The organism is Streptosporangium sp. NPDC051023 (genome assembly GCF_040689595.1).
Lineage (GTDB): Bacteria > Actinomycetota > Actinomycetes > Streptosporangiales > Streptosporangiaceae > Streptosporangium.
The window spans coordinates 87,670-105,784 of record NZ_JBFBCE010000029.1 but is presented as its reverse complement, the minus strand read 5'-3'; the positions used below and the strand labels follow the sequence as shown (position 1 = coordinate 105,784).

The following is an 18,115-nucleotide window of genomic DNA, read 5'->3' as shown; positions in this document are numbered from 1 at the left end:
CGAGCCGAAGACGACGCTCAGCCCGCCCGCCCCCAACGTGCTCGACAAGGTGCTCTCCAGCTGGTCCCCGCTTAACTGCCATTCGAAACCTGTATTGAAGGGATTTAGTCATGACCCGCGACCTGAGGACGGCCCGCACCGGGGCGGTTCTCACATTCGTGCTGGCCGGCCTGCTGTGCGGGTCGATGACCGTGCGCATCCCAGCGCTGTCCGACAAACTCGGCCTGTCCGAGGCGTCGATCGGCGTCACCCTCCTCGTGTGGGGGCTGGGAGCGCTGGTCACCATGCAGTCGATGCGCGGGGTGATGGCGCGCTTCGGCAGCCGGAGCATCCTGCGGGTCGGCGCTCCCCTCTGCGCGGTAACCCTGGCCCTACTGGCGTTCGCCCCGACGTTCCCGCTGCTGCTGGTCGCCGCGGCGCTCTTCGGCATGGCCTTCGGCGCGGTCGACGTCGCCATGAACGCGCAGGGTTCGACGGTCGAGCGCGCGTACGGCAGGCCGCTGATGAACGGCATGCACGCGGGCTGGTGCGTGGGGGCCATCTCCGCGGGCCTGATCGGCACCGCGGCCATCTCCGCGGGCCTGTCGTCCACCTCCCACCTGGCCCTGGTCGCCCTGGCCTCGCTCCCCGTGCTGGTCTTCATCAGCCGTACCTACCTGCCCGACCCCGCCATCGCCGGGGAGGCGACGGCTAAGGGGCGCCGCCGGATGCCGGCGGTGGTCTACCTGCTCGGTGTGATCGCGTTCTGCGCGTTCATGGTCGAGGGCACGGTCGCCGACTGGAACGGCCTCTACCTGCGTGACACCCTGGGCGCCCCCGAAGCGATCGCCGCGCTGGGCTACCCGGTCTTCGAGGCGGGCATGCTGCTCGGCAGGCTCACCGGCGACCGCGTCAGGGCCCGCTTCGGCGCCCGCGGCATGATCGTCACCGCGGGCCTGTCGACCGCGGCCACCTTCGCCGTGGTCCTGATCGCCCCGACCGCCCTGATCGCCGTCGCCGCCATGCTCTTCGTGGGTGTCGCGGTCGCGACGGTCTCCCCGATGGCCATGTCCCTGGCGGGCAGCGCGGTCACCAACCCGGGCCCGGCCATCGCCCAGACCGGCGCGATGGGCTACGCGGGGCTGCTGCTCGGCCCGGTGATCATCGGGTTCCTCTCCGACGCGGCCACGCTCAGGACCGCGCTCGGCATCGCCGTCGCCCTCGGCGTTCTGATCGCGCTGTTCGCCCGGTTCCTGCCCCGGCCGGGAAGCGTGGAGGCGCCGGAGGAGACGTCCGAGCGCGAGCTGTCCATGGCCGCCTGACCGGCACCGTACGGGCCTGACGGGCACGCGGAGGCGGTTGCGGACAGGACCGGACCCCGTATAGCGCACAGGCCAACAATTCCCGAACAACGCGACAAAAAGGGCACTCCACGCGCCTCAATGATCGCTGATCTACCGTTCCGACAACCGGTTTACCATGTGTCAAAAATGTTGTTAACACTGTCCGTCGGACACAGGAGATCCTCACGGGAAACCCCGGGCCCGCCTCCTCGGTGGCCCGGGGTTTCCCGCGTCGTGGCCGGTCCCGCGGCCCTGCCCGCCGCGGCGTCCGCCCGGCCTACTTGCGCTTGGCGACCTCTTCGGTCAGCTGCGGGACGACCTGGTTCAGGTCACCGACGACGCCGAAGTCGGCGAGCTCGAAGATCGGAGCCTCGGGGTCCTTGTTGACGGCGACGATCGTCTTGGCGGTCTGCATGCCGGCCCGGTGCTGGATGGCACCGGAGATGCCCGCGGCGATGTAGAGCTGCGGCGAGACGGTCTTGCCGGTCTGGCCGACCTGGAACTGGTGGGGGTACCAGCCCGCGTCGGTCGCGGCGCGGGAGGCGCCGACGGCGGCGCCGAGCGAGTCGGCGAGCTTCTCGATGATCGAGAAGTTCTCCGCGGAGCCCACGCCACGGCCGCCGGAGACCACGATCGCGGCCTCGGTCAGCTCGGGGCGGGCGCCCTTCTCCTGCTTGACCCGCTCCACGATCCTGGCGGCCTTGGCGGCATCGGAGACGGTGACGGAGACCTGCTCCTCCGCGCCCGCACCCGCCGCGGCCTCGACCGGCGTCGAGTTCGGGCGGACCGCGACGATCGGGGTGCCCTTGGTGACGCGCGAGCGGACGTTGACGCCGCCGCCGAAGATCGACTGGTCGGCGACCAGGCTCTCCTCGATGCCCACGGCGTCGGTGAGCACACCAGAGTCGATCTTGATGGCGAGCCTGCCCGCGATCTCCTTCGCCTCGGCCGTCGCGGCGACGAGCACCGCGGCCGGGGACTTCTCGGAGACGAGCTGGGCCAGCAGCTCGGCCTTGGGGGCGACGACGTAGTCGTTGACGTCGGCGGAGTCCGCGACGTAGATCTTCTCCGCGCCGTACTCGGCCAGCTTGGCCTTGGCCTCGGGAGAGTATCCCGGTCCCGCCCACACCGCGGACGGCACGCCCAGCTTGCGGGCGAGCGTCAGCAGCTCGAGCGTGACCTTCTTGACCTGACCTTCGACGTGCTCGACCAGAACGAGAATCTCGGACATATCAGCTAACCCCCGTTCTCAGACGAACTTCTTCGACGCGAGGAAGTCGGCGGCCTTCACGCCGCCGTCGCCCTCGTCCTTGACGATCGTGCCGGCCGCGCGCGGCGGGGCCGCGGCGAAGTCGGTGACCTCGCTCCAGGAGTTGGCCAGGCCGACCTGGGAGGCGTCGATCTCGGCGTCGGCGACGCCGAGCTTCTCGACCGACTTCTTCTTGGCGGCCATGATGCCCTTGAAGGAGGGGTAACGCGGCTCGTTGATCTTCTCGACGACGGAGACGACAGCCGGCAGCGAGGCCTCGACCCTGTCGTAGCCGTAGTCGGTGACGCGCTGGACGGCGATCGAGCCGCCGTCGATCTCGACCTTGTTGGCGAAGGTGAGCTGGGGAACGCCGAGGCGCTCGGCCAGCATCGCGGCGAGCACACCGGTGCGGGCGTCGGTCGACTCCGAGCCGAGCACGACCAGGTCGAACCCGATCTTCTTGAGCGTCTGCGCCAGGGCGTACGAGGTGCCCAGGGCGTCGGACCCGTGCAGCGCGTCGTCCACCAGGTGAACCGCCTTGTCCGCGCCCATGGCCAGGGCCTTGCGGATGGTGTCGCTGGCCTTGTCGGGGCCCATGGTGAGGACGGTCACCTCACCACCGTGCGCCTCCTTGAGGCGCAGCGCCTCTTCGACCGCGTACTCGCACAGCTCGTTGATGACGCCATCGGCGGCATCGCGGTCGAGCGTCTTGTCATCGGACCTCAGTTTACGCTCGGTCGCCGTGTCGGGGACCTGCTTCACGCAGACGACGATGTTCATGGCCGGTGGCCGACCTCCCGTGTTCGCGTGCGCCACCACGTCATCGCGGTTGGCGCCGGATGCTCCCTACGCACACGCGGGGCACGTGCACGCGATGCCAAGACTGCCAGGTGCCCGAGGGCTGTGCGGCAGCGGGTGGCCAGGCCGGGACACCCCGCCCTCGCCTTCCGGCATCATGTTCCCGATCAGTAAATCAGGTGCAAACTACCTGGTCGTACGGCTGACGCCGCCAACCGAACACCTGGGTGACCGGTCACACCCCTCCACCCTACCGAACTATATTCCGGAGTCCGCGCGCGGGTCCCACTCACTCGGATGAGCCGCCCGCGACAGGCCGCGAACCACTCAGCCGACCCTCAACTGGACGCCAATATGGCCACCAGGACGAAGAGGACGGTTCCCAGAGCCAGCGCGAGCGTCAGGGTACTGAAGAAGGTGCCCAGGACGGCCCACAGTATGACGGCACCCGCACCACCCGCCAGGTCGACGAGCGCGCGGGCGCGGTCCCTGCGGACGAACAGCCCGATCCCGCCATCGATGACCATCACCGAACCGTAGCCCGCCAGCAGCAGCAGCGAGACTTCGGGCAGCGGAGTCCTCGCCGTCGCGGCCGCCAGCGAGACCAGCAGGCCGGTTCCGACGATCCAGCGGCGGTGCACGACGGCCCTGCGGCGCTCGCGGGCCTCCTCCGCGGAGAGCTTGCCCGGCGGCGGGCGCTGTCCCGGCCGCCACTGCCTGGTGGTCAGGGCGTGCATGCCCGCCCCCTCGGCCTGGAGTTCGGCGTCCCGTCCTCCCGCCGCGACCTCCCGGCCCGTGGGCGCGGCGAAAGCCCGCCGGGAGCGTGGAGCCGATTCGTGGACCCCGGGAGCCTCCGCGTCCAGGCGGGCCGCCACCTCGGCGGCGGAGGGCCTGGCGGCCGGGTCACGCCGCATGCACTCCTGCAGCACCGGCTCGAGCCAGCCGGGCACCCCCTCAAGATCGGGGTCGTGGTGGACGACACGGTAGCCAACCGCCGAGGCCGGGCCCGTGCCGTACGGGTGCCGTCCGGTGGCGGCGTGGGCGAGCGTGGTGCCGAAGGAGAAGAGGTCGGCCGCGGGGCCCGCAGGCGCGCCTTCGAGGACCTCGGGCGCCAGGTATCCGGGCGTGCCGAGGATCGCCCCCGACACCGTGACGGAGGCGGAGTCGAGCGCGGAGGCGATGCCGAAGTCGATCACAACGGGCTCACCGTCGGTCAGGATGACGTTGGCCGGTTTCAGATCCCGGTGGACGACCCCGGCGGCGTGGATGGCGACCAGGGCCTCCGCCAGGCCGTGGGCGAGCCGTACGAGGTCCTCGCCCTCGACCGGGCCGTCACCGGAGATGACCGCGCTGAGCGGGCGGCCCTGCACGTAGCGGGTGACGAGGTAGGGGCGGGCGCCCTCCATCGAGGCATCCAGCACTTCGGCGATGTGCGCGCCCTGGACCCGCCGCATGGTCTCGACCTCGCGGGCGAGACGGGTGATGGCCGTCGCGTCGGCCGCGACGTGCGGATGCAGGATCTTGACCGCCACCGTGCGCCCGGCGGGATCCAGCGCGAGGTGGACCTCGCCGAAGCCTCCGGCGCCGAGGGTCGACAGCAGGTGGTACGGGCCAAGACGTTCACCGTCGGTCGCTCCCATGCGGCTCCTTCCGGCCTGTCTCCTTCATCGTGCCTCAGCGGGACCGATCTCGCACCGAGAGCTTTCAAGAAAACCCTCGCGCCAGGACATGGACCACAAGCCAGACGTTTCCTCCCGTCCACCGTCGGCATCCGGCCGACGCCGCCGAACGGCGCCCTCGGGAGAACGCCAGGAAGGACGCCCTCGGAAAGAGGTCGGCGCCACCGGGCCGGGAGTGAACGGCTCGATGGCGCCGGAGAGGGGCGCGGTCGTCGCGTCGGAGGCGCTAGAAGGAGACGAAACCGAGGCCGAGGCTGTCCATCAGGTTGTTGAACAGGCCGCGGACGAGGTCGAGCGCTCCCATCTTCCCGTTGTCCACCTGCTGCTGCCAGGCCCTCGTCACCTGCTTGACGACGTCGGACGGCTGGTCCCACGGCACGAAGGACGGCAACATCGTCAGCGCGGCCATCACGGTGAAGAACGCCAGCGTGCCCAGGATGATCGTGGTCACCATCGCGGCTCCCGGGCTGCGGATCACCCCGGTCAGCGCGCGGGAGACCGCCCTGCGCGGCTTGCCGCCGCCGGGCAGCACGAACAGCCCCGCCACGAAGGCACCCGCCGCGTAGGCCGCCGCCGGATCGGTCTTCAGGTGCACGACGAACCTCAGGCCGCCCCAGACACACATGCCGAACATCGCGGCCAGCGGGGCCGTGACCAAGGTCGCGAGCAGCGCCTTGATCAGCGCCCACGGAGTGCCGACCACCGCGAGCAACGGGTCGGCCGCGCTGTTGCCACGCAGGGAGCGCCGCTCGGCCAGGTCGCCGAAGAGGTACTCGCCAACGCGGAGGCAGAGCGCGGCCACCACCGCGAACGCGCTCACCACAACCGGCAGTACACAGGCCAGCGCGACCAGGATCGTCAGCAGCAACAGCCCGGCCAGCGGGTGGCCGGTGCGGTACTGCGAGCGCTCACGCGGCGGGGCCTGCGGTCCGGGCGCGGGCGCGGGCGGCGGCACGTAGGGGCGGGGCTGGGTCGGCGGCGGGGCGACCGGCCTGCTCTGACCGGTCGGCTGCGGCGCCGGGTATCCCGCGACCCGCTGGTCGGCGTACGGCGGCGGAGCGACCCGCTGCTGGGCCGAGAGCGGAGCCGGGATGTACGGCGGCGGCTGCGTCGCCGGGACGTAGGGCGGCGGTGCCCCCGCCGCGGAGCGGTCGGACGCGGAGCGGTCAGGCACGGAGCGGTCGGGCTCCGTGCGCGGCCTGCGCTCGCGCCGCTCCGGCTTGGCGTACTCGACCGGAGGCAGCAGGTCGGAGTAGGTCCCGTCCTGCGGCAGCACCTGGGTGCCGTTCACCGGAGGCGGAGGGGCAACAGGTGGCTGTCCGTCCAGTATCCGGGTGCCGGTCGCCGGAGGCGCGGGAACCGGGGGCCTGGGAGCCGGAGGCCTGGGAGCCGGAGGCGACGGGTTCTGGCCGTCCAGCACCTTGGTGCCGTCCGTGTTGAGGACCTTGGTGCCGTCCGTGTTGAGGACCTTGGTGCCGTCCGTGTTGAGGACCTTGGTGCCGTCCGTGTTGAGGACTCTGGTGCCCGCGTCCAGGACGGCGGTCGGCGGCGCCGCCTCGTGGAAGGCCGTGACCGTCGGGTCGAGGGAACGTGCCATCCGCAGCAGCGCCTGCGCGGTCGGCCGCGCGGCCGGGTCGACGGCCAGGGCCTGCCTGAGCCAGCCGCGCAGCCAGGCGGGGGCCAGGTCGACGTTGGCCCGGCCCTCCATGATGTTGAAGCAGACGACCTCGAAGCTGCCGGTGCCGAACGGCGGCTTGCCGGTCGCGCCGAAGAAGACCGTCGAGGCCAGCGCGTGCACGTCGGCCGCCTGGGTGATCTCGGAGTCCCTGATGATCTCCGGGGCGAGGTAGCCGGGCGTGCCGACGAACATGCCGGTCTGGGTCAGCCGGGTCGCGTTGACCAGGTGGGCGATGCCGAAGTCGATGACCAGCGGCTCACCGTTGACGATCATCACGTTCGACGGCTTGAAGTCGCGGTGGATGACGTCGGCGGCGTGGATCGCCACCAGCGCCGCGCACAGGCCCCGGGCGAGCTTGACGACCTCGTGCGGGGCGAGGGGACCGTCGGCGAGGACGATCTCCTCCAGCGTGCGGCCCGGCGCGAAACGGGTCACGATGTAGGGCTGCCTGCCGGTCAGCTCCGCGTCGAGCACCTCGGCGACCTGAGAGCTGCGCACCCGCCGCATGGTCTCGACCTCGCGGGTGAGCCGGTCGCGGGCCTTGAGGTCGGCCGCGACGTGCGGGTGCAGGACCTTGACGGCCACCTCCCGGCCGTCCTCGTCCAGCCCGAGGTGGACGACCCCCATGCCGCCTTCGCCGATCTGCCTGAGCAACCGGTACGGTCCCAGTCGTTCCGGCGCCTGTGTCTCCCCAGTCATCGCGCCGCCCTGTTCTGTAGATTGTGCAGTTCCCCCACCACCGTGTCGACGTTGACCGGCGTCCAGTGCGCCAGCCGTGCCCTTCCCCCGACGGTGCCGATCGCCAAGAAGACCATGAGGGCCATCACCACGCCCAGCGCCGAGACCGCACCGAGGGCCGCGCCACGCGAAGGCAGCAGTGATGCCAGCGTACGTCGTATCTGGCGGCTTGGGCCCTCCACTCCAGGCCCGGCGCAGATCGTCCAGAGCGCGACCGCCGCGCCCCAGCTCAGCGCGTTGGCGGGCTGCATGCTCCTGACCAGCACGGCGAGCAGCAGCGTCACCGGCAGGCCCAGGATCAGGGCGTACGGCACGAGCGCGAGGGTGACGCCCACCGACTTGGCGAGGGCGGCGGGCCGGCCGAGCACCCTGAAGACGTCCGTGGCGACGGCGCCGCTCCCCCTGCGGGCGTTGAGCTCTGGCTGGGCGATGTCGGCCGCGCGCAGCAGGATCACCACGGGGATCACGACCACGGCGACGAGCACGGGGGCGAGCACCGCCGCGATCGTCACGGCGATCAGCAGCAGCGCGGCCGCGACGCCGTACGCCTTGGAACGCTGCAATGCGTGGTCAGGACGCGGGCTCGGATGGACCTGCGGCTGTGACTGCGGTTGCACCTGCGTCTGCCGGTACGGCTGCTGGTGCGACTGCGCCTGCTGCTGGTAGGAGTGGGACGGTGGCGTGTGGTGCTGCCTGACCTGCGGCGTCTGCTCGAACGAGACCTGCTGTGCGGGGTAGGACTGCGCGGGGCTCGCGGACTGCGGCGCCTGGTTGCGTAGATACTCCTGCAGCTCGTGGGGGCGGACCCGCTGGGTCGGGATGTCGCCGTCCTGGAGCGGCGCCGGGGCGCCGAACCTGTCGGCGGGGTCCTGCGAGGGCCGCTCGCCGGTCGTGCCGCCGTGACGCGGGGTGCCCGCAGGCACACCGGGGCCGGTCGGCGAACCCGGGCCGGTGGACGAACCGGGGCCGGTGGAGAATCCTCTGGTCGGAGCGTCCTGCGGGCCGAGCTGTCCGGTGGGCAGCTCGTACGACGCCTGCTGGGCCGCCGCGGCCTGGCGCAGCTCCTCGGCCGTCACCCTGCGGGTCGGCCACGGGTCGGCCCCCTGCTCGCCGAGCAGCGAGACGTAGTCGTGCGGCTGGGACACGGAGGTGGGCGGTTGAGGCACGGAGGTGGGCGGCCACGGCGTGGAGGTCCCCGGCCTCGACGCGACCGGGGTCGGCACGTCACCGGGGTCGGGCTCGGCCGTACGGCCCGGCGAACCAGGCCCGGTCGGCCCGGTGTGGCCTCCCTGTCCGCCCGGGTGGCCCGAGATGCCGGGCCCGGAACGGAAACCGGGCCCGGTGGGGACGTAAGGGCCCGTGGGCAGACCGCCCGTCGGGTGGTCCTGTGTCTCCTGCCCAGGGCGGGGGCCGAGGCCGGTGGGAACGTAGGGGCCGGTCGGTAGCCCGTGGCCCGCGTCCTGGCCCGGCCGGACGGGCCCGGGGTCGTCGAAGTGCGAGACCGTCGCGACCTCGTCCGGCACCCTGGGACGCCCGGAGAAGGACATCATGCGCCCGATCTGGGCGGCCAGCTCCGCGGCCCTCGGACGCCTCGCGGGGTCTCGCTGGAGCGCGGCGCGCAGCACGGGCTGCAGTGGCTCAGGCACCGCGTCCACGTTCGCCTTGCCCGCGGTGATGTTGTAGAAGATCATCTCCAGCGTGCCCTTACCGAAGGGCGGCTGGCCGGTGGCCGCGAAGACCAGCGTGCCCGCCCAGGCGTGCACGTCCACCTCGGGCCCCGCCTCATGCCCCTCGATGATCTCGGGGGCGAGGTAGCCGGGCGTGCCGATGAACATGCCGGTCTGGGTGAGCCTGGTCGCGTCGACGGCCTGGGCGATGCCGAAGTCGATGAGGACGGGCTGGCCGTCCAGGATGAGTATGTTGCCCGGCTTGAGGTCGCGGTGGATCACCCCGACGGAGTGCACGGACGCGAGCGCGGACGCCACCCCATGGGCGACCTTGAGCAGCGCGGGCAGGTCCATCGGACCTTCCTGCTTGACGTGGTCGTCCAGCGGCTGCCCCGGGACGTAACGGGTCACGATGTAGGGCCGGAGGCCGGTCACGTCGGCGTCGAGAACCTCGGCGATGTGCTCGCTGCGCACCCGCCGCATGGTCTCGACCTCGCGCGAGAGCCTGCGGCGGGCGACGTCGTCGCCCGCGACCTCGGCGCGCAGGACCTTTACGGCCACCTGCCGCCCGTGGGGGTCGACGGCGAGGTGGACAACGCCCATGCCGCCTTCACCGAGCCGCCGGAGCAGTCGGTACGGGCCCAGTCGGTCGTCCTGATTCATGGCATGAAGAACCATACCGGCTTAAACCCCGCCCATGAGATGAACCATCAGGCCATATTCTCCGATGGGATAACGTGTGCCAGACCTCAACGGTTTCCCAAACCCGGGTAACACTCAATCTCTTTTCTGCGTCAGTTCGCCAGCTTGATCACCTGAGCGGTCTTCAGACCGGCCAGCACCGCACCCGGGAGCGCCAGCTTGGAGTGACGGACGCCGCTGCCGATCACGACTCCCGGATGGGCCGCGACGGCCTCGTCCACGAGCACCGGCCACTCCTCCGGCAGCCCCAGCGGGGTGATCCCGCCGTACTCCATCCCGGTCAGCCCGACCGCGTCGTCCTGCGACGCGAACGAGATCTTCCGCGCGTCCAGGTGCCGCCTGACCACGCCGTTGACGTCGGCCCGCATCGTGGCGAGCACCATGCAGGCGGCGTACCGGACCTCCCCGGCACGCTTGGCCGCCACGATCACACAGTTGGCGGACTCGTCCAGGCCCACACCGTAGCGCTCGCAGAACGCCGCCGTGTCGGCCAGCCCGGGGTCGATCTCGGCCACCTCGACGCCGTCGAGCCCGGCGACCGCCCGTGCCACCGGCTCGGCCAGCAGGTCGAGCCGTTCCCCCGCGCTCACCCAGTCAAGTGTCCCGATCGCCATCGCCGTCTCCTCAGAATCGTCCGTCCGGAATCCGTTCCTGAGACTGTACGGCCGCCGCGGGCCGGTCAGGATGGCGTCCGCGTCACCCGGCCGTGGAGTTCGGTGACGGCCCGCCTCGCGGACTCCATGGCCCCCGCCTGCCAGGCGACCAGATGGGTGAGCCAGTCTCCGGCGAAGTAGACCCGTCCTGCCGGGCGCTGCAGGAGGGCGAAGCCGCCGTCGTAGGAGGGCCAGCGGACCCAGCCGCCCTCGATGTGCGGTTGCCTGTGCCAGGCGATCGAGACGCTGGCACGCAGATCGGCGCGATACTTCTCGCCGTGGATCTTCTTGCCCTGGGTGAGCGCGCGGGCGCGGCGTTCCGGGTGCGGGAGCCTGCCGTACAGCTCGGCGTTCTCCTCGGTGTTGTAGTAGCCGACGATCAGGCCGCTCTCGGAGTGGTAACCGTGGGAGGGGTACCAGATGTGAGTGATGTCCAGATCGGTCTCGGTGACCCCTCCGTAGATGCGGTCGTCGATCTCCCACCAGCGCCTGCCGTACTCCAGGCCGATCTTGCCCGCGGCGACCGGCACCGGGGTGCGCAGCGCCGCGGTGACCTGGGGGCCCAGATTGTGCGGGAGGCGGGCGAGCAGGTGGGGCGGGAGGGCCGCGACGCAGTAGTCCGCGCGGAGCGTGCCGCCCTGGTGGGTCACCTCGACTCCGTCGGGCAGGTTCCTCAGGCCGGTGACGCGGGTGCCCGTCATGATCCGGTCCCGGCCGACCGCGCGGGCGAGCGCGGCCACGATCGCGTCCATTCCGCCGACCGGCTGGAACATGGGCATGGCCTGGTCGTAGCCGAAGTCCATGGTGATCGCCCTGCCCATGCCCGCGGCGAACACCTCGCCCAGCGAGGCGGGGGCGCCGAGGGGAACGCCGTCGCCGACCCCGGGGTAGGTGGTGAAACCGCGGCGCGTCGAGCCCCGGTAGGCGAGGTCGGGGCCGAGGTCGCCGAAGCGTCGCAGGAACTCGGCGAGCCGTTCCCTGTCGTCCCCGGTGAGCCTGCGGTTCAGCGCGCCCGCGTTGCTCGCCTTGGCCAGCAGCTCCGCGACGTAGCCGTACATGTCGGCGCGAGCGGTGCGCGCTCTGATCGGGGCCTTCATGCCCCGCGTGTAGACGTAGGCCGAGGCGTTGTTGTTGACGAACGTCTCGATGGGCACGCCGAGCTCGCGGCAGTAGTCCATCGTGACCATCCACGGCGCGATCCGCCCCGCCCCGGCGTTGAAGTAGGTTCCTTCCGCGAAGGCCGCCGTCTGGGTCTGCCCGCCGTTCTCCGCCAGCCGGTCCCCCGCGCGCAGCGTGAGGTTCCTGCCGCCGACCCGGTCGGCCGCCTCAAGGACGGTGCATTCGTAGCCCGCCTTGCCCAGCTCGTAGGCGCAGGTCAGCCCGGCGACCCCGGCCCCGAGGACGACCACCTTCGCCGCGGCTCTGCCGCTGAGAGAGAAGTCGGAGGGCCGCGGCGGGACGAAGGCCTTCGGCGGGGATTCATGGGAGTCGGGCGCCAGGCCAAGCGCCCCCATGGCCGCGAACATGGCTCCGGCCCCGCCCGCCGCGCCGACGCCGACCAGCAGCGCCCTGCGCGTCATCCCTCCCAACGCGTCCTCACGACATCCCCCAGGTCTCGACACGTCGTGCCTGGTCACGGCTCATGAACCCGACCTCGGTCGCCATGAAGTCGTGGATCTCCTTGCGCCACGGCTCGGGGATCTCCTCGATGGCGGGCGGGTAGCAGCGGTCGAGCCAGGCGGTCGACGCCTCGGTCGCGCCGAGGAAACCGGCGGCCCTGCCGAAGACCGTGCCCTCGACGCCGGGCACTCTCGCGCAGCCGTACTCGATCATCTCCTGCCCGCCGTACGGCGGCGGCTCCTGCCATTTGCGGGCGACGGGTCGCTTCGGGCCGACCGTGGTGCGCAGCGGACGGCGTTCGACGGCGGCCTGGATGAGCTCCTTGTAGAGGCACTTGCCGCAGGTCCCGCAGGGGCCGTCGACTCCTCGCAGGCACCAGCGGACCTGCTCGCGCAGCTTCGAGCCGAGGGCGAGGCGCATGGTCACGGCCTCGCTGACCCCGCCGACCGGGAGCACGATGTGCAGGCCCGCGGCGGCGAACGCCCTGCCCCAGGCGCCGTGCGGCGCCCACATCGGGTTGTCCGGGGTGTATCTGAGCAGGTAGCGGTCTCCGCCAAGCCAGCGTGAGCCGAGCTCGTAGCCGAAGGCGAGGCCGCCCAGGTCGAGCTCGTCGGCCAGCAGCAGCGCGCCCGCGGCCACCGCGTGGTGCTCGGGGTAGCCGGGGCGGGGCTCGGCGAGCGTGAACTCCAGGTCGGAGCGGACGACGGTCAGCTCGCGCCCGGTCCGCTCTGCGAGACGGGCGAGGACATCGGAGCGGTAGTGGGTCCAGCGGTTGGGCACCCGAGGGTGGGAGACCCGCTGGAAGTGCACGAACGGCGCGTCGGGCAGCATCGCGGCCACGGCGACGGAGTCGGCGCCGCCGCTGTAGGAGATCGCCAGCCTGCGGCCGGAACGCGGCGCCCCGCCGACGGGCCCCGCCTCGATCCCCCAGCCCTCCTGGAGAGCCAGGGCGAGGCCGGGCGAGATCGGCCTGTCGAAGGTGACCGCGCGCCGCGTCCACGGCGCGACGACCGTCCACGCGGCCAGGGCCAGCAGGTCGGGGTGGACATCGTGGGGGCCGCGCGGCAACTCGACCCTGAAAGAGTTCGTGGCCAGCTTCAGCGGCTGGCCGTCGGCGCAGAACCCGGTGATGGAGTCCTCGGCGTCGAGCCGGAAGACCAGGCGCATGACCGCGCCCTCCGCGGTCCAGGTCACCCTCATGCGAGACTCCGGGAGGAGCGGTCCACAGCCTGCCGGTCCGCGGCTTGGCGGTCCGCACCCTGCCGGTCGACGGACTGACGGTCGGTACCCTGGCGGTCCGCACCCTGCCGGTCGACGGACTGACGGTCGGTACCCTGGCGGTCGGCACCCTGCCGGTCGACGGACTGACCGTCCGTGGCCTGACGGTCGACGGCCTGCCAGAGCAGGACCTCGTTCTGGAGCACCTGGTCCATGGCGACCGCGGTCTCCTGCGCCAGCCGGTGGGCGTCGTCCCAGCGCCGCACCTGGGCCTGCTCAGGACCGGTCTTCGCCACCTGCTCCCTGAGCTTGTCGACCTCGGCGCGCAGCGCGGTGACCTCCCGGCCCAGCGTCTGGACCTCCCAGAGCGCGTCCTTGATGTCCTGCCGATGATCGGCCCTGGAGATGTATCGGGCGTCGAACCATCCACGCACCGCGCGCCGCAGCCCAGCGGGCAGCAGCGCGCGTTTCCTCAACCGCACCATAATCCGGCACGATACCGGCAAAGCACGATCTACCAGGACGGTCTTGGAGAGCTCGTGGAGATCACCGGGGAAGGCCGGTCAGCGGCCGGTGAACTTCGCCTGGGACTTCTCCGCGAAGGCCCGCATGCCGATCCTGGCATCCTCGGTGGCGAACATGCCGGAGAAGTGCAGGCGCTCGATCTCCAGGCCGGTGTCCAGGTCCGCCTCGAGACCGCGGTCCACGGCCAGCTTGGCGGCGCGCAGGGCCAGCGCGGGACCCGCGGCGAACCGGGCGGCGTAGGCGAGGGCCTCGGTGTGGACGTCGGCGTCCGGGACGACGGCGTCCACCAGGCCGATCCGCAGCGCCTCGTCCGCGGGCACCTGACGCCCGGTGAAGATGAGGTCCTTGGCCTTCGACGGGCCGATCAGGCGGGGAAGCCGCTGGGTGCCTCCCGCGCCGGGGATGAGGCCGAGCAGGATCTCCGGCTGGCCGAGCTTGGCCGACTCGCCCGCGATCCTGATGTCGGCGCACAGGGCAAGCTCGCACCCGCCGCCGAGGGCGTAGCCCGTGACGGCCGCGACGACCGGCTTGCCGATCTCCGCCACGGCGGTGAAGCAGTCCTGCAGGGTTGTGGAGTGGACTGCCATCTCGGCGTACGGCATGTCCGCCATCTCCTTGACGTCGGCGCCCGCGGCGAAGACCCGCTCCCCTCCGTAGAGCACCACGGCGTACACGTCGGGATCGGCGTCCACCTGCCGGGCGCAGTCCGCGATCTCCTGCTGGACCTGCCGGTTGAGCGCGTTCATCTTCGGCCGGTCAAGCCTGATCGTCGCGACCCCGTCGGCCTTCTCAACGCGCACGAACTCACCCATGTCATCCCTTCCGCCAGAAACACCACCGACCTCGCCAGACCAACATAGGGCCCGATCATGTGACGGGCAGCGCCAGGTCCCTCGTCCCTCCCGCGGGCTCCTCGGGGGTGGTGATGATCTGGCGGTAGACCCTCTCGTATCTCACGGTCATGACCTCGACGTCGAAGTTGTCCGCGACGTGGGACCTGCAGGCGTGCGGGTCGAGCGCGCCGACCGCCTCGACGGCCTCGGCGAGCTCCTCGACCTCGTTCCTGACGAGCCCGGTGACCCCGTCGACGACCACCTCGGGCACCGCGCCCCGGTTCAGGGCGACCACGGGGGTTCCGCAGGCCATGGCCTCGATCATGACCATGCCGAACGGCTCCTCCCAGAGGATGGGGAAGAGCAGGCAGCGGGCGGCGGCCAGCAGCTCGCGCTTGCGGGCCGCGTCCGCCTCCCCGAGGTACTCGGCGTCGGGGCCGAGCCTGGGCCTGACCTCCCGCTCGAAGTAGTCGTGTTCGAGCGGCTCGGTGAGCTTGCCCGCCAGCAGGATCCTGCGCCCCGCGGCCCTGGCGACGTCGATGGCGACGTGCGCCCCCTTGTCCTCGTTGAGCCTGCCCAGCCAGAGCACCCAGTCCTCCTTGTGCTCCCTGAAGGGAAAGGAGGCGGTCTCGACGGCGTTGTGGACGACCCCGGCCCAGTTGAGGTCGGGGGCGAACCGCCGCTGGGCCTCCGAGATGCCGACCATCGACACGGCGGGACCGAGCGCCCGGTAGTACTCGCCCAGCTCGCCGTCGATCTCGCCGTGGCAGGTGACCACGGTCGGCACGGCCCGCGCCGCCGCGCTCAGCGGCCCGGCGAGCGAGTGGTCGTGGACGAGGTCGGCGTCGATGTCCACGGCCAGGGCGTACGCCTTGGCCGCGTGCAGCACCTCGGGCATCGGCTCGCCGATCCGCTCCGACGGCGGCGGATCGTAGGTGGCGAGGAAGCGGGCGGCCGTCCCCGGCCTGCCCGCCCCGATCAGGGTGATGTGGTGCCCTCTCCTGGAGAGTCCGGCGACCAGTTCGGCCAGCATCGACTCGATGCCTCCGTATCCCTGGGGCGGCACGTCGTACCAGGGAGGCGCGATCATGACGATGCGCATCGCGTCACGCCATCGGGAAACACCAGTTGCGGCGATCATCTCTACCTCACCTACGGCCGTCCGGCCCGCGGAAATCCGAATCGGGTGCTGAACTGTCAGGGGACGTGTCGCAGGGTGGCCGTCGTGGGGCGACGCGGTTCGTTGAGGAGGGTGATGCCTTCGGGAAGGCCGGTCACGGAGACGTTGGGGCCGTCGACCTCGATGGTGACGCGAGAGCCGTCGAGGGGAAGCCCGGTGATCCGCAGCTTCTCCAGGCCGACCGGGTCGACCCACACCCGGCCGTAGGGGATCCACGGGTCGAGGCGCAGCAGGGTGCGGACGAGATGGATGGGAGCGGCCGCGGCCCACGCCTGCGGGGAGCAGGAGGTCGGGTACGGCACCGGCCAGGCGAACTCGGCGCGGTCGAAGCCGCAGAACAGCTCGGGCAGCCGCCAGCCGAACACCTCGGCCGCGTCCAGCAGGCCGAAGGTGATCCGCTTGGCCTCGTCGGCGAAGCCGTAGCGCATCAGACCGGCCGCGATCAGGGCGTTGTCGTGCGGCCAGATGGAGCCGTTGTGGTAGCTCATCGGGTTGTAGGCGCCCATGTTCGAGGCCAGGGTGCGCACGCCGTACCCGGTGAACATCTCCGGCGAGAGCAGGTGCTCGGCGACGGAGGCGGCCCGGTCCTCGTCCACGATGCCCGTCCACAGGCAGTGCCCCATGTTGGAGGCGAGGCTGTCGATGGGGCGTCCCGCGCCGTCGAGCCCGACGGCGTAGTAGCCCCGGTCCGGCAGCCAGAAGCGGTCGTTGAACGCCTCCCTGATCCGGGTCGCGCGGGTGTTCCACTCCTGCTCAAGGTCGGTGTCTCCGACCTCGTGGGCGAAGTGGGCGCGCGCGATGTAGGCGGCGTAGACGTAGCCCTGGACCTCGGCCAGGGCGATGGGGGCGCGGGCCAGGGTGCCGTCGGCGAAGTTGATGCCGTCGAAGGAGTCCTTCCAGCCCTGGTTGATCAGGCCGTGGTCGGTCTTGCGGCGGTAGGACAGGAACGGGTCGGCGGACCTGGTGATCCAGTCGAGGGCGTCGTCGGCGTACGGCATGAGCTCCTCGACCGCCTGCTCGTGCACCCCCCACCTGCGCAGCTCGCCCAGGAGCATCACGAACAGCGGGGTCGAGTCGACCGAGCCGTAGTAGGCCTGGCCGCCATGGGGCGAGGCACCGGTCTGCACCCCGAAGCGCAGTTCGTGCAGGATCTTGCCGGGCTCCTCCTCGGTGAGCGGGTCGTCGACCTTGCCCTGCAGCCTGGCCAGGCGGCGCAGGGTGCCCAGCGCGAGGGACTGGTCGAGCGGCAGCGCCATCCACGAGGTCAGCAGCGAGTCACGGCCGAACAGCGTCATGAACCAGGGCGCGCCCGCCGCGATCGTCGGCGGCTCGTCGGGTCTCTCCGGCTCGAAGAGACGCAGCGCCCCGAGGTCCTCCCTGGAGCGGTGGATCACCTGGGCCAGGGCGCGGTTCGTGGTGGTGACGGACGGGCTGAGGCGCTCCCAGTCGGCGCGGCGCCTGGCGGGCTCCGCGTGCTCGAGCGGGTGGTGGGTCGAGAACCAGGCGGGTGACTCCTCCCCCTCCAGGATCGGGTTGACCTGCAGCGTCACCTTCCACTCACCGCGCGCGGGGACGACGACCCGGAAGATGAGCACACCGGGCACGGCGAACGGCGCGGGCTCGGTGACCACCCTGGTCCCGCGTGACCTGGTCTCGGAGAAGATCAGCAGCCCCGACCTGTCGGCCGTTATCTCCACGTCCGCCACGTGTCTGACCCGGCCCGCCTTCACCTCGAACAGATCGGCCACGTCGGAGCCGATGTGGATGTCGACCACGCATCCCGCGGGCTCGTCCGACAGGTTGCGCAGGATCAGGTCCTCACGGAGACCTCCGCCGACGTACCGGTCCCTGACCACCAGCAGGCTGCTCTCCGCCCGCCCGGGGCGCGGCGCCGCCTTGCCGACGAACGTCGCGTGGTACGGCTCGCCCGCCAGCACCCTGAGCGGCTCGACCGGCGACTCGTCGACCCGCAGCTCCCAGCGGGACAGCAGCCGGGTGTCGGCATGGTAGACCCCTTGCGCGCCGCCCTGCAGGATGTCCCCGCTGCGCGAGCACACGCAGAAGGAGCCACCCTCGACCAGGGTCACCGTGGTGTCGCCCAGCGCGCCGGGCTGTCCTTCGAACGTCCAGGCGTTCAATGCTCTCTCCGGAGTCTGCGGATCGTCGTCCTATAGCCATTCCCGCTTTGCCAGGGAAAGAACAGTCCCCCAAGGCCCTGTTTACCTGTTTTGCCTGATCAGATGGGTTGTGAGC

13 protein-coding genes are annotated in these 18,115 nt (G+C 71.3%); 1 reads left to right on the top strand and 12 read right to left on the bottom strand.

Annotation, left to right across the window (positions count from 1 at the left end):
• Window positions 1-110: 110 nt before the first annotated feature.
• On the top strand, window positions 111-1,301 hold the full coding sequence (locus AB0395_RS20655; RefSeq protein ID WP_366282721.1) for an MFS transporter: 1,191 nt from the start codon (window positions 111-113) through the stop codon (window positions 1,299-1,301).
• 298 nt (window positions 1,302-1,599) lie between these two features.
• Here the strand turns inward: AB0395_RS20655 and AB0395_RS20650 are convergent, their stop codons facing one another.
• The 12 genes from AB0395_RS20650 to AB0395_RS20595 form a co-directional block, all read right to left on the bottom strand.
• Entirely contained in the window at window positions 1,600-2,553 is a 954-nt protein-coding gene (locus AB0395_RS20650; RefSeq protein WP_366282719.1) for an electron transfer flavoprotein subunit alpha/FixB family protein, read from the bottom strand.
• 18 nt (window positions 2,554-2,571) lie between these two features.
• Window positions 2,572-3,351, bottom strand: a complete 780-nt coding sequence (locus tag AB0395_RS20645) for an electron transfer flavoprotein subunit beta/FixA family protein (protein WP_366282718.1) — start codon at window positions 3,349-3,351, stop codon at window positions 2,572-2,574.
• Between the two features lie 356 nt (window positions 3,352-3,707).
• Window positions 3,708-5,009, bottom strand: coding sequence for a serine/threonine-protein kinase (locus tag AB0395_RS20640; RefSeq protein WP_366282717.1), 1,302 nt, complete (start codon window positions 5,007-5,009; stop codon window positions 3,708-3,710).
• Between the two features lie 265 nt (window positions 5,010-5,274).
• Window positions 5,275-7,425, bottom strand: coding sequence for a protein kinase (locus AB0395_RS20635; RefSeq protein ID WP_366282715.1), 2,151 nt, complete (start codon window positions 7,423-7,425; stop codon window positions 5,275-5,277).
• Window positions 7,422-9,794, bottom strand: a complete 2,373-nt coding sequence (locus AB0395_RS20630; RefSeq protein WP_366282713.1) for a protein kinase — start codon at window positions 9,792-9,794, stop codon at window positions 7,422-7,424. Before AB0395_RS20630 ends, AB0395_RS20635 begins: the two co-directional genes overlap by 4 nt.
• 131 nt (window positions 9,795-9,925) lie before the next feature.
• Complete coding sequence (locus AB0395_RS20625; RefSeq protein WP_366282711.1) at window positions 9,926-10,447, bottom strand: YbaK/EbsC family protein; 522 nt, start codon at window positions 10,445-10,447, stop codon at window positions 9,926-9,928.
• A gap of 65 nt (window positions 10,448-10,512) precedes the next feature.
• The gene (locus tag AB0395_RS20620; protein ID WP_366282709.1) at window positions 10,513-12,066 is read right to left on the bottom strand and encodes an FAD-dependent oxidoreductase; all 1,554 of its coding nucleotides are present in this window, start codon (window positions 12,064-12,066) and stop codon (window positions 10,513-10,515) included.
• A 16-nt stretch (window positions 12,067-12,082) separates the two neighbouring features.
• Window positions 12,083-13,306, bottom strand: a complete 1,224-nt coding sequence (locus tag AB0395_RS20615) for a DUF6395 domain-containing protein (protein WP_366282707.1) — start codon at window positions 13,304-13,306, stop codon at window positions 12,083-12,085.
• Window positions 13,303-13,809: a hypothetical protein gene (locus tag AB0395_RS20610; protein ID WP_366282706.1), complete on the bottom strand. Its 507-nt coding sequence runs from the start codon at window positions 13,807-13,809 to the stop codon at window positions 13,303-13,305. Before AB0395_RS20610 ends, AB0395_RS20615 begins: the two co-directional genes overlap by 4 nt.
• Before the next feature lie 78 nt (window positions 13,810-13,887).
• Entirely contained in the window at window positions 13,888-14,661 is a 774-nt protein-coding gene (locus tag AB0395_RS20605; protein WP_366282704.1) for an enoyl-CoA hydratase-related protein, read from the bottom strand.
• A gap of 55 nt (window positions 14,662-14,716) precedes the next feature.
• Entirely contained in the window at window positions 14,717-15,823 is a 1,107-nt protein-coding gene (locus tag AB0395_RS20600) for a glycosyltransferase family 4 protein (RefSeq protein ID WP_366282703.1), read from the bottom strand.
• Window positions 15,824-15,879: 56 nt separating this feature from the next.
• Window positions 15,880-18,000 carry a glycogen debranching N-terminal domain-containing protein gene (locus tag AB0395_RS20595; RefSeq protein ID WP_366282702.1) on the bottom strand — a complete coding sequence of 707 codons (2,121 nt, stop codon included), beginning with the start codon at window positions 17,998-18,000 and terminating at the stop codon, window positions 15,880-15,882.
• Window positions 18,001-18,115: the final 115 nt, after the last annotated feature.

Bases quoted from the DNA above. Each gene is read 5' to 3' on its own strand.
- AB0395_RS20655 (WP_366282721.1), top strand. From the start codon at position 111: ATGACCCGCGACCTGAGGACGGCCCGCACCGGGGCGGTTCTCACATTC.
- AB0395_RS20650 (WP_366282719.1), bottom strand. From the start codon at position 2,553: ATGTCCGAGATTCTCGTTCTGGTCGAGCACGTCGAAGGTCAGGTCAAG.
- AB0395_RS20645 (WP_366282718.1), bottom strand. From the start codon at position 3,351: ATGAACATCGTCGTCTGCGTGAAGCAGGTCCCCGACACGGCGACCGAG.
- AB0395_RS20640 (WP_366282717.1), bottom strand. From the start codon at position 5,009: ATGGGAGCGACCGACGGTGAACGTCTTGGCCCGTACCACCTGCTGTCG.
- AB0395_RS20635 (WP_366282715.1), bottom strand. From the start codon at position 7,425: ATGACTGGGGAGACACAGGCGCCGGAACGACTGGGACCGTACCGGTTG.
- AB0395_RS20630 (WP_366282713.1), bottom strand. From the start codon at position 9,794: ATGAATCAGGACGACCGACTGGGCCCGTACCGACTGCTCCGGCGGCTC.
- AB0395_RS20625 (WP_366282711.1), bottom strand. From the start codon at position 10,447: ATGGCGATCGGGACACTTGACTGGGTGAGCGCGGGGGAACGGCTCGAC.
- AB0395_RS20620 (WP_366282709.1), bottom strand. From the start codon at position 12,066: ATGACGCGCAGGGCGCTGCTGGTCGGCGTCGGCGCGGCGGGCGGGGCC.
- AB0395_RS20615 (WP_366282707.1), bottom strand. From the start codon at position 13,306: ATGAGGGTGACCTGGACCGCGGAGGGCGCGGTCATGCGCCTGGTCTTC.
- AB0395_RS20610 (WP_366282706.1), bottom strand. From the start codon at position 13,809: ATGGTGCGGTTGAGGAAACGCGCGCTGCTGCCCGCTGGGCTGCGGCGC.
- AB0395_RS20605 (WP_366282704.1), bottom strand. From the start codon at position 14,661: ATGGGTGAGTTCGTGCGCGTTGAGAAGGCCGACGGGGTCGCGACGATC.
- AB0395_RS20600 (WP_366282703.1), bottom strand. From the start codon at position 15,823: ATGATCGCCGCAACTGGTGTTTCCCGATGGCGTGACGCGATGCGCATC.